This window comes from Streptomyces indicus (assembly GCF_900100315.1).
GTDB classification, from domain to species: domain Bacteria; phylum Actinomycetota; class Actinomycetes; order Streptomycetales; family Streptomycetaceae; genus Streptomyces; species Streptomyces indicus.
Map to the genome: position 1 here is coordinate 135,463 of NZ_FNFF01000015.1, position 17,250 is coordinate 152,712.

Genomic DNA, 17,250 nt, shown 5'->3' on the forward strand with positions numbered 1-17,250 from the left:
GCCGCCCATAGCGCGGCTAGCGGCACCTCGGGGCGTGAACCTACAGGTTTACCTACTGGCCCTGTTCGAGGCTCAAAGCAGAAAACGCAACGGAATTGCAGGGCCGTGCCCTATACCCATTTCAGGCGCCGAGGTATCGTGGGTTGATCTTGTGGTGTCACAAGCGAAGCAAAATATGCAAGCGAAGCCGCCGGTTACTGCAACACAGAACAGAGTGCGGCAAATAAAATCCGCCATCAAAAGGCTCGCCGACGAGGGGCTAATTCTGCGGGATGTGGGTGAATCGAGTAAGCGTTTCTCCTTCATGCTGCTGCAGGAGCCGAGTATCAGACGTCAAGAAAAGATGGACTATGCCATCCCTGAGCACTATGAGGGTGGCAGGTCTGTAATATCTGTGCCTGTTCAATTCTTCACGAATGGCTGGGTCTATTTCCTCACGGACTCGGAGATTCGAATGTACTTGGCCTTGAAGCATGTGGCAGCCAGATTTCGAGATGAGCATCTCCTGCGCGGGGTTTACATAACCGAACGGGACCGGGAATGGCTCTACGGCATCTCGCGCGATGTCTATGAATCCCATTTGACACTCAGTAGGTTCGGACTGGTGCAGCTAGTTCCAAATCCGCTGCGACATCAGGACGGCCGGGTGGTTGACTTCGAGAATCACCTTCGCAAGGGTCGCTTCATTCCACCTCACCGATTCCGAATCTCCGCCGACTCTGCATTTTTCGAGCTTCCGATGGGGAAGGTTCGGAGGGCGCTGCTGAATCACCCTCCCAGTCGGGAGCAGATGAGAAGTAAGACTCCTGTGAAAGATTCGGAGATCGGGTACTGATGACGACGATGCTGGCGCCTGTACTCGGGTTAATCGGGGCATTTGTCGGAGCGTCTCTTGCTCCATGGTTGACCTCGCATCTGGCATGGCGTAGAACTCGACGTGAGGCGTTCGATTCGGCAATTTCTGCCCTCCGGTCAGCGCAATCCGCACGCTACATTCCGCAGGCCGTCCCGGTGAGCTATCTAGGTGGGGATCAGATAGCGGCGGATGAATTTAACCAGCGTTTGAGAGAGCGTAGTGTCGACCGATTTTGCGATGCCATGTATGAAGCAAAGGTCGCACTCGCCACCCTTGCGCCTCATTATGAGGTGAGTGGTGTAATTCTTGACCAGTGGGAAATGTCGGAAGCGGACGCTGCGCGGCTTCTGGAAGAGTTGAGGCGCGCGCGGTGATGCGCGAGGTTGGTGGAGCGGCTTTGGGCTGGAGCTGCTTTGGGGCGAGTGATCATGGCCCCTTACGCTCGCCGCGATTCGGGCAGTCTCTGGACCTGCCCGCAATAGCCCGAATCGGGGCCATGATCTTAGAGGCTCGCCCCAAAGTGGCTGCGTAAAGCCGCGGAGCCGACCGCCCCAGCCCCGTGCCGGCCGTTTGTACCTCTCCGTTGGCGCCCTCGCCGAGCGCGCCGCGTGGCGCGGCTGCCGGTGGCGGAGACATGGAGGCGGGCCGCGCCGGGAGCGGCGCGCGCCCCGCCGCGCGGGGCGCCTTGAACCCGTAGAGAAGGTTTTTACCAACCCGGCCATGCATGGCTGCGGGTGATCGTGCTCTGTCGGCTGTCAGGCCCGGCGGCTACGCTGGTGCGGTCCAGTTGACATTCGGATGGGTGTCGGTTCGCATCCGGAGAGGTCACCTAACGAGAAGGAGCGTGCTCAGGGAATGGGTCCGAAGTCGGCGTTGGCGTACCGAACGATCCGCGAGCGTGTGGCGTCCGGGGAGTACAAGGCTGGCGAGAAGATCCCGTCTGAGCGCAAGCTGGAGACCGATCTGGGCATCGGGCGCACCCAACTGCGCGTGGTGCTAGCCCGGTTGGTCGACGAGAACGTACTCGAGCGTCACGCTCGGAGCTCGTACCGCGTGCCCGGACAAGAGGTAAGCACGAAGAATCCCGGGCCCCTGGAGCCGTGGCAGATTCACGGTGAGCGCACGGTGTACGACAACCCGTGGGTCAAGCTGAACCTCGTCGACGTTGAGCCTCCTGGGGTTGAGCGCTTCGAGCATCACGTCGTGCGCCTGCACCACGTAGCGATCTCCGCCGTTCTGGATGACCAAGACCGCGTGCTGATGCTCTGGCGCTACCGCTTCGTCGCCGACAAGTGGGGCTGGGAGCTGCCCGGCGGCATCGTCGACGAGGGCGAGGACCCGCACACGACCGCCATGCGCGAGTTCGAGGAAGAGACCGGCTGGCGGCCGGACTACCTTGAGCACCTGGTCACGTATCAGCCCATGGTCGGGATGGTCGACTCGCCGCACGAGATCTACATCGGCCGCGGCGCGCAGCACGTAGGCGACCCCACAGACGTTGAGGAGTCCGGGCACGTTGAGTGGGTGCCGCTCTCGGACATCCCCGGCCTGATGGCGCGTGGTGATCTCCTCGGTTCCGGCACGTTGGTGGGCCTGCTTCATCTCCTGGCGTCGCGTCGGCAGGCGGCTGCTACAACCGATCAGTGAGTTGATCGATTTGGCGCCGGTGCCGTACAGATCCCGTGCGGTTCGCGAGCATTCGGGCTTGCTGTAGGTGCTCCTCGGCCAGTGCGTACTCCTCCCGAGCCAGGTGAGCCTGGGCGAGATCGCATCTCAGACCGGACGTGGCCCGGATGAACGTCGGGTCGGCTGCGTCCAGTGCCGCGTAGAGGCTGTCCAACGCGTCATCGTCACCGAGCAGTGCGAGCACGTTTCCGCGCCATCGCTCCAGGTGGCCGTTGTTCAGGAAGATGCTCAACATGTCCGGGTCGCGGGGCTCGCTCCCCGACGGCAGGCTGGCGACCGCTGCATCGAGGGCTCGGCGGGCATCATCGGGCAGACCTGCCTTCGCACAGAGCTCCGCCTCGGCCGCGAACAGCCACGCGCGCAACCGCGGTGATACCTGAGTGCCGCCAAGCCGCTGTGCTTCACGGGAGAGCTCTACGGCTAGCTCTGGGCGCCCGGCGTCGTGCAGTACGTATGCCTGCTCCGCCGTGGCATGGGCCAGATACATGGACTGGCCTGCTTCCTGCGCGGCGCGCTTGCCTAACTCGTAGTGTCTCCGGGCGCGTTCGACGCCGCCGGAGTCCAGTGCTTGCCACGCTGCGAGCGTTGCCGCCCCTGCCAGGGCGGTCGCCACCGGGCGTCTGGTCTCAGGCAGGACGGCGAAGGTGAGTGCGTCCTCAAGTGCGGTGAGGTGGCCGTTCATCTGGTCGACGAGTGCCGCGGCGCCCATCTGCCGGTCGACCGTACGCAGAAGCTCGGTCTGGTCCATGAACGTCTGGACCATGGTCAGGCTCACGTTGCGCGCTGAGTCGATCCGGCTCACGAGTTCCTCGTAGCCGCCGACTTCTGGCACGGTCAGCTGGCCCTGCCGGCCGAATAGTTCCTCGTCGGTCACCCCGAGCACAGGGCGCAGGATCTTGGCGTACCGCTCGCTGATGGTGCGCTTGCCGTTCTCCCACTCGGAGACGTAGACGCGCAGGCTCGCGGTGGAGCCGACCGTGAGCAGGTGCTGGCGCGCGTACCGCTCGATCTCGCGGATCAGTCGTTCTTGCGACCACTCGTGTGCATCTCGGATCTGCCGAAGCCGGTTGGACACCTGCACCGCCTCGCGCCCCTGGGTGGGTCAGCCCTTCACAGCAGGATGCCTCACGTAGCCGCAGGTCGGCAGGGGTTAACAGCAAATGCTGTTAAGTCCTGTTGGCTACCGGGGCGTTGAAAGGCGCGGTTCTCTAGAAGCGTCGCAGGAAGGCGAGTTCAGAAGCCGGAGCGCGGCACCAGTTGGGAACCGAAGGTCCTGCGGTGCTGTCGCAGGACTCCCGCAAGTCAACGCAGGAAGCGGCGCCCTACCGCCAAGCAAGTCGCCGCTTCCGCCCCAACATCAGGGAGTTTCCATCATGCCTTCATTCAAGGTCGACACGTCAACTGCCGGTGTCTTCGTGGCAGTTGAGCCGAAGTACAAGCTTGTACGTCGGGACACAGGTGAGATCGCGGTGGACCGCGAGACTAACGCGAAGATGATGACGGTCGGGCTGATGATCGCCGACGAGGGCGAGGCCAGCCTCTACACCGTCTCGATCCCAGAGACCGGGATCCCCGAGGGCCTGACCATGGGCCAGCCCGTCAAGGTCGTGGGCCTGCGCGCTCGGGACTGGGAGAACACGTTCAACGGCGAGAAGCGGTTCGGCATCGCCTTCCGCGCGGTCGCGATCCTCGACCCGTCGCAGTCTGAGGGCTGACGATTATGTCCGCGACGTTATGGCTGATCGCCCTGGTCCTGGTCGCCACGTTGGCGCTGCTGCTTAAGTGGCAGCGTCCGGCCTGGTACTGGCTGAGCTTCGGCGCCACCTTCGCGATGCTGCGGGTGCTTATCCGCTACGCGACTGTGATGGATGCCTGTCAGCTCACCGTTCCGCCGCCGCGGTGGCGCCTGTGGCTGGCCCGGGTGTTCAAGTGGCAGATACCGCGGCAGCGAACCCCGCGCATCCTGCGACTGCGACCGACCCGGACGGGGATCCGGTTCCGTCTGAAGATGCAGCCCGGGCAGGACGCCTTCGAGTTCTCCGCTGCCGCTGATCGGCTGCGGCACTCCTTCACCGTGCAACAGGTCGTCTCGAAGGAGATCGGCCCGAGTGTGGTTGAGCTGGTGATGACCGGCTACGACGTCCTCAAGCGGGTCCAGATGCCCGCGACCGTTGAGCGCTCACAGCTCCGTGTCCCGGTCGCCTTGTGTGAGGACGGGACGGTCCACTACCGCGACTACAAGGAGACCCCGCACTCACTCCACCTTGGGGCCACCAAGTCCGGCAAGTCCGTGTCCCAGCGTCAGTTGATCAAAGAACTCGCGGCACAGAAGGTCGCGTTGGTCGGGATCGACTGCAAGCAAGGCGTTGAACTCGCTCCGATGGCGCGCCGGTTCTCCGCGCTTGCGGACAACCCGGATGACGCCGTGGAGCTGCTCGAAGCCCTGGTGGGCCGGATGAACGCGATCTATCAGGTGATCCGTGCCGAGCAGCGGGTGAGTGCGGACGTGCCGGATGCGGAGATCACCGCCGACATCTGGGGCCTCCCCGAGCATCTGCGTCCGGATCCGGTCGTCCTGACCATCGACGAGGTGGCGGAGCTCGCGCTGTTCGCGTCGAAGGCAGAGGAGAAGCGCCGAGACCGGATCATCACCGCCCTGGTCCGGCTCGTGCAGCTCGGCCGGGCTGCCGGGATCTACGTGGACATCTACGGGCAGCGCTTCGGCTCCGAGCTCGGCAACGGGATCACCATGCTGCGGGCCCAGTTGACCGGCCGCACCGCGCACCGGGTCAACGACGAATCCTCAGCCAAGATGGCGTTCGGCGACATCTCGGCACATGCGGTGTTCGCGACCACGCAGATCCCCAATGACCGGCCCGGGATGGCTGTGGTCGGCTACTCGACCGGCGGCTGGGTCCGCGTCCGCGCACCCCATACGTCCATGCGGTCCGCGGTGAACGCCTGCAACAAGTACGCGCACCTCACCCCGGACATCCCCGAGCTCGCCGCGTTCCGGCCCGTGCTGCCTCCGATCAAGCCGGTCGAGGCTCCGGTGCCCGCGGTCCCGGCTGAGGCTCCCGCCACGGCCTGATCCATCCCCGCTTCACGGTCGGCGCGACCGCTTCGCGCCAGGTCCCTACCCCAGCCATGCCCGAACCCCGAGAAGGAGCACGCCATGTGCGCCACCTGCAACGACCTGGTCCGCACCGCTTCGATGATCGCGGTACTGGACGACTACGCGAACGAGCCGGACGCGGATGAGGAGTTCATCGACGTGTTGGCGTTCGGCTTGAATGCCTCGCTGTTCCTCGTGTACGACCCGTCGGTCTACCCGCCCACCGGCCACACCTACCCCGCCACCGGGTGAGTGCCATGGCCACCAGTAAGCGCCCCGCTGCGAAGAAGAAGTGCGGGCCGTGCAGGGGGACCGGAGAGATCTCCCGCCCGGTCCAGGTCGGCCGGAAGCGCCGCACCGTCGGCCACCAGACCGGCATGTGCCTGAAGTGCTTCGGCACCGGCCAAGCCGCAACCACGTGACCCGCCGTCGCCGGGCGGCAGGACCTCGTGAGCCCCGCCCGGCACGGCCCCAACCTCAAGGAAGGAGGACCCCGCCATGCGCTCCACGCTCCGCTTCGACGCCGTACTCGTTCAGGCCGTGATTGCTGGGGCCTTGTCCTTCGCCCACCTGCACGACATCGCCGAAGCCGCAGGACAGCACGGCTGGAAAGCCTGGGCCTACCCGATCTCGGTCGACCTGCTCCTCGTCGCCGCATGGCGCCGACTCCGCCAGGGCCGGACGCCGCGGCTGGCCTGGTGCTGGTTCCTGATCGCCCTGGTCGCCTCACTCGGCGCCAACGTCGCCACCGCCGGATTCCTCGACCTCGAACACGCCCCCGCCTGGCTGCGGTTCCTCGTCGCCGGATGGCCCGCGCTCGCGTTCCTCGGCGGCACCCTGCTCGCCCACGGCACCGACCCCGAGCCCGAACGTGCGAGCACCGTGCCGGCCGAATCCGCCACCCCCGCCGAGCCCGCACCCGAGCCCGCCCCGGCTGTTGCCGACACGCCCGCTTCGGCCCCAGAACTGCCCCCGGCCAAGCCCACGGTGAACGTCCCGCCCGCGCTGGTGGAGCACGCCCGCAAGGTCGCCGACGCGCACCGTGCCCGCACCGGCACCCCGATCGACACCGACACCCTGTGCGCCCACCTCGGTGTCCCCGCCCCGATGGCCTCGGCCATTGCGGCCCAGCTCACCTGATCCCGAAGGAGAAGCCCTGTCATGCCTCTGCATCTGATCTTCCGCAAGCTGCGCCAGGTCGGCCCGATCACCATCGGCACCGGCCAGGACCGCGACGGCCACATGACCTACATCGCCGCCTGCGGCGCTGAACGCTGCGGCTGGTCCGGCGAATACGCCACCGTCGCCGCCGCGAACGTCGCCGCCGAAGGCCACCGCTGCCGCGTCCGCTGACCCACCCAACCCGCCTACGAAGGAGCCCCGTCATGGACGTGCCGTTCTGGTTCTTCATCACCGTCGTCGCCGTGATCGGCGTCAAGCTCGCCCGCCCGCCCCTGTGGCTGGTCCTGGTCCTGCTGATCGGCGGCTACCTGCTCGCAGGCAGCTTCCTCGACCCCGCGATCGAGACCGGCACCGAATCCGGCGTCCAGATCACCAACCCCTGACCTTCCGCAAGGAGTTCAGCTCATGTTCAAGCCCCATATCCCGACCAACCCGACCCCGACCGGCGAGATCATCCCGGTCATCACCACCCTCGGCCAGACCCCGACGGTCCACCACGCACCCGCACCCGCACCCTGCGCCTGCCACCACCCGCACACGGCCCCGACGGCTGCTCCGGTCCGTACGGGGATGAGCCCCGGCACCGTGATCGCCCTCGCCACGGCCGGAACCGCAGGCGTGGTCGTGATCGGCGTGGTCCTGGTCTCGATGCTCCTCGCCGTCGTGCTCGTCAGCGCCTCGCTCGCCATCGTCGCGCTTGCTCTGCGCGCAGCTCTCACCCCGCCGCCATCGCTACGACGTTGACCGGCCCCGGGGCGGTTCAACCGCCAAGTCTCGCCCGCCCCGGCGCCCGGCCCCTGCCCGATCTCAACAACCGGAAGGAACCCACATCATGCCCGACCACCAGAACCCTGCTACCCGGATCTGCCCGGACTGCGACGGCTTCGCCTCCGTCGCCGTCACCCTGGGCGGCCGCAACCGGCAGGGCCACCTCAACACCATCACCGCGCACTGCAAGCGGTGCCAGGGAACCGGCACTCTGCCCCCGCTGCGCACGCTCCTCGACGCCGCGGCCACCGTTGTCTTCGCCGGGGGCGCCCAGTGACCGCCCCCGCGATTGAGACCGCACCCCGAGCGTTAAGAGACCTGGCTGACCTTGCCGAGCTCGGTCACCTGCCCGGCCTGATCCGCCAACTCAAAGGTCTGGGAGGCTGCACCAATCCGGTCCGTCTCGACGGCTACCGCACCGAGATCCACCCCGGCACCGGAGAACTCCTCTCCGAGACCCACGGCCACGAACTGCCCGCCGGGAATCTTCTGGTGCGCTGCAACAACCGGCGCGCCACCCGTTGCGCAGCCTGTGCCGAGACCTACCGTCGCGACACCTACCAGCTCATCACCGCGGGCCTCAAAGGCGGCAAGGGCACACCCGAACGAGTCGCCACCCACCCGCGGGTGTTCGCAACGTTCACCGCCCCGTCCTTCGGCCCAGTCCACAACCGCCCAGCCTCCGGCCGCTGCCGCTGCCGCTGCGGCACTCAGCACCCCGCCGACGCACCTGAGTTGGGTACGCCGCGCGACCCCGACACGTACGACTACGAGGCGGCCGTCCTCTGGAACGCTCACGCATCTAAGATCTGGGCCCGATTCACGATCTACCTGCGCCGCGAAGTCGCCAAGCGGGCTGGTCTCAGTCGTCGCGCCTTCGCGGAATGCGCTCGGGTGTCGTTCGCCAAGGTCGCTGAGTACCAGCGTCGCGGCGCGGTCCACTTCCACGCGGTGATCCGCCTTGACGGGCCCGACGGTGGAGACACCCCACCGCCGGAGTGGGCCAGTGCAGAACTCCTCGCCGACGCGATCCGCGCAGCGGCTCGGGCGGCCGAGGCTCCGGGGCCACGACTTGGGAACAGGCTGCACTCCTTCGCATTTGGCACCCAGTTGGATATTCGTCCGATCCGTTCGGCCGACCTTGACGGGGGCACCGAACTGACTGATCGTGCGGTCGCCGCATACATCGCCAAGTACGCCACCAAGGGAGCCGAGACCACCACAGGCACCCTGGACCGGCCGCTCAAGTTCCTCGCCGAACTCGCCCAGCTCCGCATCAGCGAGCACGCTCGCCGGTTGATCCGCATGGCCTGGTACCTCGGCGCACGGCCCGAGCTCGAAGAACTCCGACTTCGCCAGTGGGCACACATGCTCGGCTTCCGCGGCCATTTCTCCACCAAGACCCGTCGTTATTCCACGACGCTCGGTGCTCTCCGCCAAGCGCGCGCCGATTGGCAACGCAAGCAGGCGCTCAACGCTCAGCGCGAGCACGGCGCCGTGCCGGCCGAATACGCAGCCGAGGAAACCACCCTCGTCATTGCCCACTGGACCTACGCCGGAGTGGGCCTATCTCGCGGAGAGGAATGGCTCTCCGCAGCCCACGCACCCACGCACAGTGAGGAAGGAGTCGCAGCATGACCACCGCCCCCGCCGAGCTTCTGACCGTGCCGGAGGTCATGGCGCGGCTCAGGTACGGACGTTCCAAGGTCTACGACCTGATCCGCTCGAAGCGCCTGGTCTCGATCACAGATGGCCGCTGTCGGCGTATCCCGGCGGAAGCCCTGAACTCCTACATCCGCGACCGGATCGCAGAGGAGGACTGATGGCCAAGCGCAACCCCAACGGAGAGGGAACGATCTACCGCCGCAAGGACGGCCGGTACGAGGGCGCTGCCTACGTCCTCATGCCGGACGGGACCTACAAGCGGCGCAGCGTCTACGGCACGACGTGGGATGAGACGCGGCAGAAGCTCACCGAGATGCTCGCGAAGAGCGATCAGCACATCCCGGCCGCCGACACGACCGAGTCCCTCGGCACGTACCTCGCGTACTGGCTCGAGCACGTTGTCCGGCACAAGGTCCGGCCATCGACGGTCTACAGCTACAGCAAGTGCGTGAACGCGTACATCGTCCCGAAGCTCGGCAAGAAGAAGCTCGCCCGGCTGTCGGCCAAGGACATCCGGCTCTTCCTCGACTGGGCTCGGCAGGCCTGTCAGTGCTGCGCACAGGGAAGGGACGCGGCACGCCCTAAGGGCAAGCGCCCTGTCGCCGCGCATGGTCCAGTACCTGCACGCCGTGCTGCGCAACGCATTGCAGCATGCCGTCCGCGAGGAGCTCGTCCAGCGCAACGTAGCCAAGCTGGTCCAAGTCCAGACGCCGCGATACCGAGTTGGGCGCGGGCTGTCGGTCACCGAAGCGAGGAAGCTGCTCACCGAAGTGAAGGACAACCGGCTGCATGCCGCGTACGTCCTGGCCCTGTACCTCGGCCTCCGCCGCGGCGAACTGCTCGGCCTCCACTGGTCGGACGTGGACCTCGACAGCGGCTCGCTGGAGATCCGCACCGCTCTCCAGCGCGTGAACGGTGAGCTGACCCTGACCGCGCCGAAGACTCGCCGCTCGGAACGTCCCGTGCCTCTGCCGGCCGTTTGCGTCAACGTGCTACGCGATCACCGGCAGCGGCAGGAGCTCGAACGCCGCGAGGCTGGGGACAGGTGGAAGGACTCCGGCCTGATCTTCACTACCCGCGTCGGAACGCCGATCGAGCCCAGGAACCTGAACCGGCACTTCTACCCGATCCGCGAGCGGCTCGGCCTGCCGGTCCGTTTCCACGATCTCCGGCACACCTGCGTGACGCTCCTACTCGGCCTCGGCGTGCCGCCGCACATCGTCCGGGACATCGTGGGACACAGCGCGCTGGACGTGACCATGAACATTTATGCGCACGCAGAGATGACCGAGAAGCGAGAGGCGCTGAACCGGCTGGGGAGCCTCCTGAGCGAGGAGTGATCCGGCCGTTGCCGTCAGCACTGCCGTCAGACACGCGAAACGCCCTGGAGGAGAAGATCCCTCCGGGGCGTTGGTGCTGCTCAGAGACAGCGCCCCCGGCAGGACTCGAACCTGCGGCCAAGCGCTTAGAAGGCGCCTGCTCTATCCACTGAGCTACGGGGGCCGGTGTGTGGCCGGGTGGCTTGGTCGGTGGACTGGGGGGAGATCCGTGACCTTGCCGGGGACAAGGATAGGGGTCGCCGCCCCTTGTCCCGCGCGCTTCTGCTCCGCGGCACGATGTGGAGTTCGAGTGAAGCGGTTTCCGATAATCGCAGGCAGGTGCGAATCCTGCACCGCTTTTGGCATCTCACGCCCCGGGTGTTGTGCACTCGTTATGCCTGCGCCCCAGTCGTCACGGTTGTTCCGGACCGGCCCGATCGGCCCCATTGACCCGGGGGTTCCGCATGTGTGCCGCCTGTGTGACGCGTACGTGTCGCCCCTTCCCCGGCTCCCCGCCGAACGGCCGATCACTCACCCCCGCGTACGCGAATCGTGTCGATCAGCCGACCATCGGCGCGCAGAGGGGTTCATATCCTTCAGAAAACCAACAAAATTGGGCATTCTTCGCATGTGGTGACCTTGGACGTACGGCCTCAGCTGCTCGACGCACTCTCCGCCCTGCGCGACCGTGTCGCCGCCGCGCGCTTTCCGCTTCCGCTGCCAGGCGCGCCGCGGGCGCGGGTGAACCGGGAGGAGTTGCTCGCGCAGCTCGACGACTATCTCGTGCCCCGTCTCAAGCAGCCCGAAGCGCCGCTGCTCGTGGTGGTCGGCGGTTCGACCGGCGCCGGCAAGTCCACGCTCGTGAACTCGCTGGTGGGGCGGCAGGTCAGCGAGGCAGGTGTGCTCCGGCCGACCACGCGTACGCCCGTGCTGGTGTGCCATCCCGACGACCACCACTGGTTCGCGGGGCTCAGGGTGCTGCCCGAGCTCACCCGCGTCTGGGTGCCGCAGGGCGGGGATGAGGGCGGGCGGGACGGAGCTGCGAAGGCAGGGGAGCGGGCGCTTCGGGTCGAGACCGCGGGCACGTTGCCGCGCGGGCTCGCGCTGCTCGACGCTCCCGACATCGACTCGCTCGTGGCGGAAAACCGGGTCCTCGCCGCCGAGTTGATCTGCGCGGCCGATGTGTGGGTGATGGTGACGACCGCGGCCCGGTACGCCGATGCCGTGCCCTGGCATCTGCTGCGTACCGCCAAGGAGTACGACGCCACGCTCGTGACCGTGCTCGACCGCGTACCGCACCAGGTGGTGGCCGAGGTGTCGCGGCAGTACGGGGCGCTGCTCGCGAAGGCCGGGCTCGGCGAGGTGCCGCGGTTCACCGTTCCCGAACTGCCCGAGTCCACCGGCAACGGCGGGCTGCTGCCCGCCACGGCCGTGGCGCCGCTGCGGGCCTGGCTCACGCACCGCGTACAGGACGAGCAGGCCAGGGCCTTCGCGCTCAGCCGTACGGCGACAGGGCTGCTGGATTCGCTGAACTCGCGGATGCCCGAGCTCGCCGGCGCCGTCGCGGCGCAGCACGCCGCGTCCGTACGCCTGACGGCCATCGTCGACGAGGCGTACGAGCGGGAGCAGACGCGGGTGCGCGGGCGGCTGCAGGCCGGGGCCGTCCTGGCGGGCGGGGCGCTCGCGCGGTGGCGCGCGTACCCCCTGGACTGCACCGCGGGCGAGCTGCTCGACGCCGTGGTCGAGAGCCTCGGCACGGTGCTCGCGTGTGCCGTGTCCGCCGCCGACCGGCGTATCGACGACGGCTGGCAGCGCGAGGCGGCCGCCGGTGACCTGGTCGCGCGCGAGCCCGACGGCGAAGGCGCGGACCACCGCGTCGGACTGTGCGTACGGCGCTGGCGGCGGGTGCTCGAGGAGTACGTCGAGGAGGAGCTCCGCGGGCTCGACAACCCGCCGGAGGCCGAGGTCGTGGCCGCGCTGCTCGCGACCGCGCTGCTCGGCGGGCGCAGGGCGCGTTCCGCGGGCGAGGTGCTCGCCGAGCGGATCGGTGCGCAGGCGGCGCTCAAGCTGCGCGACCGCGGTGGCCGGCTGCTCAGTTCGTACGTGGAGAAGGCGCTCAAGGACGAACGCGAGCGCCGTCTGGCCCCCCTCGACGCCCTCGACGTCCAGCCCGATCCCCAGGCCGAGTTGATCGCCGCCCTGTCCGTACTGCAGAAGGAGAGGTGACCGCCGTGACCGCTGTCACTGACCACACCGGCGGGCAGGAGCCCGCTGCCGCACCGGCCGAACCGGACGCACCGGTCGCACCGGCCGGCTCGGAGAGCGACGGCGCTGAGGTGTCCGGGGTCACCGAGGCCGTCGCGGAAGCCGCCGGCCACGCGGATGCCGCCGCCGGCGCGGAAACCGGCGCCGACGCGGATGCCGCCGAAGAGAGCGCCTGGGACGACGGGTTGATCGCGCGGCGCGTGATGGGCGACGGCGAGCGGCCCGCGCGCGAGGAGAGCTTCCAGCCGCGCGGCCTCACCTACGACGCCCCGCTGCGGGCCCGCCTCGACGCGCTGCGCGAGTTGGTCGGGCTCTCGCGTACGCGGCTCGACGGCCAGACGCTCGCCGAGGCCGGGCGGGTGCTCGACCAGGCGGCCGCACGGCGTGGTCTGTCCGAGCGGCACACCGTGGTGGCCGTGGCCGGTGCGACCGGGAGCGGGAAGTCCACGCTGTTCAACGCCCTTGCCGGCGTGGCCATTTCGGATACGGGGGTACGCCGCCCCACCACCGCGGCGCCGCTCGCGTGCAGCTGGTCCGACGGCGCGGCGGGGCTGCTCGACCGGCTCGGCATTCCCGGCCGGCTGCGCCGCCGCCCGCTCCAGGGCACCGACCCCGACCCGCGGATGGCCGGACTGGTCCTGATCGACCTGCCGGACCACGACTCCGCCGCGCTCGAACACCGCGAGCACGTGGAGCGGATGCTGAAACTGGTCGACGCCGTGATCTGGGTCGTGGACCCCGAGAAGTACGCGGACGCCGTGCTGCACGAGCGCTATCTGCGGCCGCTTGCGGGCCACGCGGAGGTCACCTTCGTGGTGCTCAACCAGACCGACCGGCTGCCCGGGGACTCCGCCGACCTGGTGCTCGACGATCTGCGCCGGCTGCTCGACGAGGACGGCATCGCGCTCGGCGAGCACGGCGAACCGGGTGCCACGGTGCTCGCGCTCTCCGCGCTGACCGGCGACGGGGTGGGTGAACTGCGGGACGCGCTCGCCCAGTTCGTGGCCGAGCGCGGTGCGGCGGCCCGGCGGATCTCGGCCGACCTTGACGCCGCGGCCCGACGCCTCAAGCCGGTGTACTCGGCGGGGCGGCGCGTCGGGCTGAGCGAGCGGGCGCGCGAGGAGTTCGCGGACCGGCTGGCCGAGGCGGTGGGCGCGGGAGCGGCGGGCGAGGCGGCCGAGCGTGCCTGGCGGCGCAGCGCGAACAAGGCGTGCGGCACGCCGTGGCTCAGGCTCTGGCGCTGGTACGAGGCCCAGCGCACCGGTCCCTCGGCCGTGCAGGCCGAGTCCGTGCCCGTGGACGAGGAGGCGACCGCGCGCCAGCGCGTGGAGCAGGCGGTGCGGATCGTCGGCGACGAGGCGGTGGCCGGGCTCCCGGCGCCGTGGGCGCAGGCCGTACGGGACGCGGCGGCCCGGGGCGGTGAAGGGCTGCCGGAGGCCCTGGATGAGCTCGCGGTGAACGCCGCGCTGCCCGCCCGCAAGCCGCCGCGGCCCGGCTGGTGGCCGATGGCGGTGTTCGTGCAGGCGCTGATGACGCTGCTCCAAGTGGTCGGCGGTTTCTGGCTGTTCGGGCAGGTCGTCGGGGTCGCCGAGCCGAATCTGATGGCTCCTGTGCTGCTGATGCTGGCCGGGATCGTGGGCGGGCCGTGCGTGGAGTGGGCCTGCCGGATGGCCGCGCGCGGGCCGGCCCGGCGGTACGGGCAGGAGGCCGAGCGGTCGTTGCGCGAGGCGGCCGCGGCCTGCGGGCGGCAGCGGGTCCTCGACCCGGTCGCGGCAGAGCTGCTGCGCTACCGGGAGGTCAGGGAGCAGTACGTGCGGGTGCTCGGGGTGGTGCCGCCGATGGGCGGCAGGTCGACCGCGACGGGTGCGTTCACGGTGGGCGGGGAGCGGCGGGAGCCGCTGGTTCCCTCGGGAGGGTGAGGGAGTTGTCCACAACCGGGCGGTAGTCCACAGGCTCGAGCGGGCTCGTGCCGTTCGGCGCAGTCTGGGATCGCGGCGGAGCGCCTCGGTCTCGGCCGCAGCCGTACGGGACGGGCCCGTACGCATGCCGTGCGCGGATCCGCGCACAGGGGAGGGTGATCGAGATGAACGAGACCTTGGTGACGATCGTGGGGAACGTGGCGACGGAGCCGGTGGCCCGGCCGACAGCGGGCGGGACGATGGTCCGGTTCCGGCTCGCCTCCACGTCGCGGTACTTCGACCGTGCGACGCAGGGCTGGAAGGACGGCCACACCAATTTCCTCACCGTGGTCGCATGGCGCGGCCTCGCGGAGAACGTGGCCTCGTCGCTGAACATCGGGGACCCGGTGCTTGTGCAGGGCCGCCTGAAGGTGCGGCAGGAGAACGGGACTTCGGGCAGCGGCGGCTCGTCCTTCGTGGGAGCCGACATCGAGGCGGTCGCGCTGGGCCACGATCTGTCCCGTGGCACCGCGGCGTTCCGGCGGGTCGCGCGGACGGGGGCGGCGGGAGCGGTGGGTGGTGCCGGCGGGGGCGCGGGGCCCGGGGGCGATACGGCGGTCAAGCAGGACGGGGGAGCGGAGCCGCAGTTCGAGCGCGAACCGGGCACTGGGGCCGGGGCGGCTCAGGAGGGCTTCCTGCCGGAGCGGGAGCCTGAGCCGGTGTTCTGAGCCGGTGTTCTGAGCGGTTTGCTGCAGGGGGAGGGGGCTGGCGTGGGCCGAGGTGTTCACGAAACCTGCACCGGTCCTCCCCGCCTTCCTGCCGGGCCGCGGCTTGGCGGGATCCGTGTGGCCAATTCCCGCCTCTCGTAAGGGAATTGGGCGGCGAATTGTCGATAAGGGCAGGTGGTGGGGGTTACCGGCGATAACAATTCCGCGTCGGAGTCGTGATCGGAGGGGATGACGGTGATCCGTGATGCCGGGCGTCTCTAGGATGCCGGGCGTAGCTCACGGGGCAGTCGGGGTCGAATGTGCTGGTGGGACCGCCCCCATGTGTCAGGGGTCCCGCCCGGAGGGGAAGTTCGTGTTGTCTTCGCGCTCGTCGCTGGTCATACGTCGTCGAGGTGCTGCCGCCCGTCTCATGCCGTGGCTGCTGGTGCCCGGGCTGCTCGCGGCCACGGCGACGACCGGAGCCGGCACGGCGGCCGCCGACGAGAACCCGCAACTGCCGGGCGGCGCGACAGCGGCCTTCGGCGGCCTCGGCACCTACGGACAGGCCGTCGTCCGCGAGGACGGCGAGGCGCGGACCATACCGGCCGGGCTCTTCGAGATGTCCGTCGACGGCGGCGGCACGCTGAAGACGTACGGCATCGACATCGACAACCCGACGCAGCCGGACGCGCAGTACCGCGAGGCCCCCTGGAGCGCGACCTCCCTGCAGGCCAACAAGCAGGCGGGGAAGATCCATTGGATCCTCCGGCACTCCTACCCCCAGGTGAACGACCTCGCCGAGCTGGCCCGCAAGGCCAAGGCGCCGGGGCTGACCGAGGCGGATGCCGCGGCCGGGACCCAGGTTGCGATCTGGCGGCAGTCGGACGGGGTGGACGTGTCCGCGGCCGACCCGCAGGCGGAGCGGCTCGCGGACTTCCTGGAGCGGAGTGCCCGTGCCCTGGCGGAGCCGAAGGCCTCGTTGACCCTCGACCCGCCCGCGGTGTCGGGGAAGGCCGGTGAGCGGGTGGGGCCGGTGACGGTGCGCACCGGCGCGCGGGGTGTGACGGTCGGCCCGCCGGTGGACGCCGCGGCGAGCGGGGTCGAGGTCGTCGGCGAGGACGGCAGGCCGCTCACCTCGGCGGCCGACGGCAGCAGGCTGTACTTCGACGTGCCGGAGGACTCGGCCGGTTCGGCGGTGCTCACCGTGCAGGCGTCGACCAGCGTGCCGGTCGGCCGGGCGTTCGTCGCGCAGACCAGGAGCCAGACGCAGGTCGTGGCCGGCTCCAGCGAGTCCACGGTCTCGGCCACGGCGACGGTCGCCTGGGCGGAGCAGGGGCCGGTGCCGGCGCTCTCGGCGGAGCGGAACTGCGCCAAGGGCGGCGTGGACGTCACGGCCGCCAACCGGGGCGATCAGGACTTCCGCTTCTCGCTCCTGGGCGTCAAGTACACGATCCCGGCCGGGCGGGTGCGCACCGTGACGATCCCGCTCCAGGAAGACCAGGCGTACGACTTCACGATCACGGGTCCGCACGGGATCGCCGAGCGCTTCCAGGGCGTACTCGACTGCCGTACGAAGGCCTCGGAACCGGTGGACGGCATCGCCCCGCAACTGGCCCCGAGCCCGGCGACGGCCGGCGGCGCGGGCGCCTCGTCCCATGACCTGGCGGAGACGGGCAGTTCCGACGCGACGCCGGTGATCGCCGCGGTCGCAGTGGGCTTCCTGGTCGTCGGCGGCCTGGTCGTCTTCCTGCTGCGGCGGAAGGGGGCGCCGGAGGACGGCGCCGAGTGA

The 17,250-nt window shown here is 69.1% G+C and carries 19 protein-coding genes, 1 tRNA gene and 1 pseudogene; 19 read left to right on the top strand and 2 right to left on the bottom strand.

What is annotated here, in order from left to right:
• Positions 1-34: 34 nt before the first annotated feature.
• The 3 genes from BLT97_RS37595 to BLT97_RS29110 all read left to right on the top strand — a co-directional run bounded on the left by BLT97_RS37595 (position 35) and on the right by BLT97_RS29110 (position 2,503).
• Complete coding sequence (locus BLT97_RS37595; RefSeq protein WP_176953925.1) at positions 35-835, top strand: hypothetical protein; 801 nt, start codon at positions 35-37, stop codon at positions 833-835.
• Positions 835-1,230 (top strand): hypothetical protein, encoded by a 396-nt coding sequence (locus BLT97_RS37600; RefSeq protein WP_143041401.1) that lies wholly within the window; start codon positions 835-837, stop codon positions 1,228-1,230. Before BLT97_RS37595 ends, BLT97_RS37600 begins: the two co-directional genes overlap by 1 nt.
• A 481-nt stretch (positions 1,231-1,711) precedes the next feature.
• Positions 1,712-2,503, top strand: a complete 792-nt coding sequence (locus tag BLT97_RS29110; protein WP_093615447.1) for an NUDIX domain-containing protein — start codon at positions 1,712-1,714, stop codon at positions 2,501-2,503.
• Here BLT97_RS29110 and BLT97_RS29115 read toward each other — a convergent pair.
• Positions 2,487-3,617, bottom strand: coding sequence for a helix-turn-helix domain-containing protein (locus tag BLT97_RS29115; protein ID WP_093615590.1), 1,131 nt, complete (start codon positions 3,615-3,617; stop codon positions 2,487-2,489). The genes BLT97_RS29110 and BLT97_RS29115 overlap by 17 nt on opposite strands.
• A gap of 298 nt (positions 3,618-3,915) precedes the next feature.
• Between BLT97_RS29115 and BLT97_RS29120 the strand changes: the two genes are divergently transcribed.
• From BLT97_RS29120 to BLT97_RS39185, 12 genes and pseudogenes are all read left to right on the top strand, one after another.
• Entirely contained in the window at positions 3,916-4,257 is a 342-nt protein-coding gene (locus BLT97_RS29120; protein ID WP_093615449.1) for an SCO3933 family regulatory protein, read from the top strand.
• A gap of 5 nt (positions 4,258-4,262) precedes the next feature.
• A complete protein-coding gene (locus tag BLT97_RS29125) occupies positions 4,263-5,633 on the top strand; it encodes an FtsK/SpoIIIE domain-containing protein (RefSeq protein ID WP_093615451.1) in 1,371 nt (456 codons plus the stop codon).
• 84 nt (positions 5,634-5,717) lie between these two features.
• The gene (locus BLT97_RS29130; RefSeq protein ID WP_093615453.1) at positions 5,718-5,909 is read left to right on the top strand and encodes a hypothetical protein; all 192 of its coding nucleotides are present in this window, start codon (positions 5,718-5,720) and stop codon (positions 5,907-5,909) included.
• A 5-nt stretch (positions 5,910-5,914) separates the two neighbouring features.
• Positions 5,915-6,079, top strand: a complete 165-nt coding sequence (locus BLT97_RS38070) for a hypothetical protein (RefSeq protein ID WP_176953926.1) — start codon at positions 5,915-5,917, stop codon at positions 6,077-6,079.
• Positions 6,080-6,155: 76 nt separating this feature from the next.
• Positions 6,156-6,797, top strand: coding sequence for a DUF2637 domain-containing protein (locus BLT97_RS29135; protein WP_093615455.1), 642 nt, complete (start codon positions 6,156-6,158; stop codon positions 6,795-6,797).
• Positions 6,798-6,818: 21 nt separating this feature from the next.
• Complete coding sequence (locus BLT97_RS29140; protein ID WP_093615457.1) at positions 6,819-7,010, top strand: mobile element transfer protein; 192 nt, start codon at positions 6,819-6,821, stop codon at positions 7,008-7,010.
• Positions 7,011-7,042: 32 nt separating this feature from the next.
• Positions 7,043-7,222, top strand: a complete 180-nt coding sequence (locus tag BLT97_RS29145; protein ID WP_093615459.1) for a hypothetical protein — start codon at positions 7,043-7,045, stop codon at positions 7,220-7,222.
• A 22-nt stretch (positions 7,223-7,244) separates the two neighbouring features.
• Positions 7,245-7,583 carry a hypothetical protein gene (locus tag BLT97_RS29150; RefSeq protein WP_093615461.1) on the top strand — a complete coding sequence of 113 codons (339 nt, stop codon included), beginning with the start codon at positions 7,245-7,247 and terminating at the stop codon, positions 7,581-7,583.
• A gap of 88 nt (positions 7,584-7,671) precedes the next feature.
• Positions 7,672-7,884, top strand: a complete 213-nt coding sequence (locus BLT97_RS29155) for a hypothetical protein (RefSeq protein ID WP_093615463.1) — start codon at positions 7,672-7,674, stop codon at positions 7,882-7,884.
• Complete coding sequence (locus BLT97_RS29160; RefSeq protein ID WP_342742787.1) at positions 7,881-9,245, top strand: replication initiator; 1,365 nt, start codon at positions 7,881-7,883, stop codon at positions 9,243-9,245. The genes BLT97_RS29155 and BLT97_RS29160 overlap by 4 nt, the downstream gene beginning before the upstream one ends.
• Positions 9,242-9,430, top strand: coding sequence for a helix-turn-helix domain-containing protein (locus BLT97_RS29165; protein ID WP_093615465.1), 189 nt, complete (start codon positions 9,242-9,244; stop codon positions 9,428-9,430). Before BLT97_RS29160 ends, BLT97_RS29165 begins: the two co-directional genes overlap by 4 nt.
• Positions 9,430-10,612: pseudogene (locus tag BLT97_RS39185) on the top strand (tyrosine-type recombinase/integrase). The gene BLT97_RS29165 and the pseudogene BLT97_RS39185 overlap by 1 nt, the downstream one beginning before the upstream one ends.
• Before the next feature lie 90 nt (positions 10,613-10,702).
• Here BLT97_RS39185 and BLT97_RS29175 read toward each other — a convergent pair.
• Positions 10,703-10,775: transfer RNA gene (locus tag BLT97_RS29175), tRNA-Arg, on the bottom strand.
• Positions 10,776-11,221: 446 nt separating this feature from the next.
• On the opposite strand from BLT97_RS29175, the gene BLT97_RS29180 reads away from it, so the two are divergent.
• The 4 genes from BLT97_RS29180 to BLT97_RS29195 all read left to right on the top strand — a co-directional run bounded on the left by BLT97_RS29180 (position 11,222) and on the right by BLT97_RS29195 (position 17,250).
• A complete protein-coding gene (locus tag BLT97_RS29180) occupies positions 11,222-12,817 on the top strand; it encodes a GTPase domain-containing protein (protein WP_093615467.1) in 1,596 nt (531 codons plus the stop codon).
• A 110-nt stretch (positions 12,818-12,927) separates the two neighbouring features.
• Positions 12,928-14,775 carry a YfjP family GTPase gene (locus BLT97_RS29185; RefSeq protein ID WP_245769607.1) on the top strand — a complete coding sequence of 616 codons (1,848 nt, stop codon included), beginning with the start codon at positions 12,928-12,930 and terminating at the stop codon, positions 14,773-14,775.
• 164 nt (positions 14,776-14,939) lie between these two features.
• A complete protein-coding gene (locus tag BLT97_RS29190) occupies positions 14,940-15,482 on the top strand; it encodes a single-stranded DNA-binding protein (RefSeq protein ID WP_093615594.1) in 543 nt (180 codons plus the stop codon).
• Positions 15,483-15,891: 409 nt separating this feature from the next.
• Positions 15,892-17,250 carry a Cys-Gln thioester bond-forming surface protein gene (locus tag BLT97_RS29195; protein ID WP_093615469.1) on the top strand — a complete coding sequence of 453 codons (1,359 nt, stop codon included), beginning with the start codon at positions 15,892-15,894 and terminating at the stop codon, positions 17,248-17,250.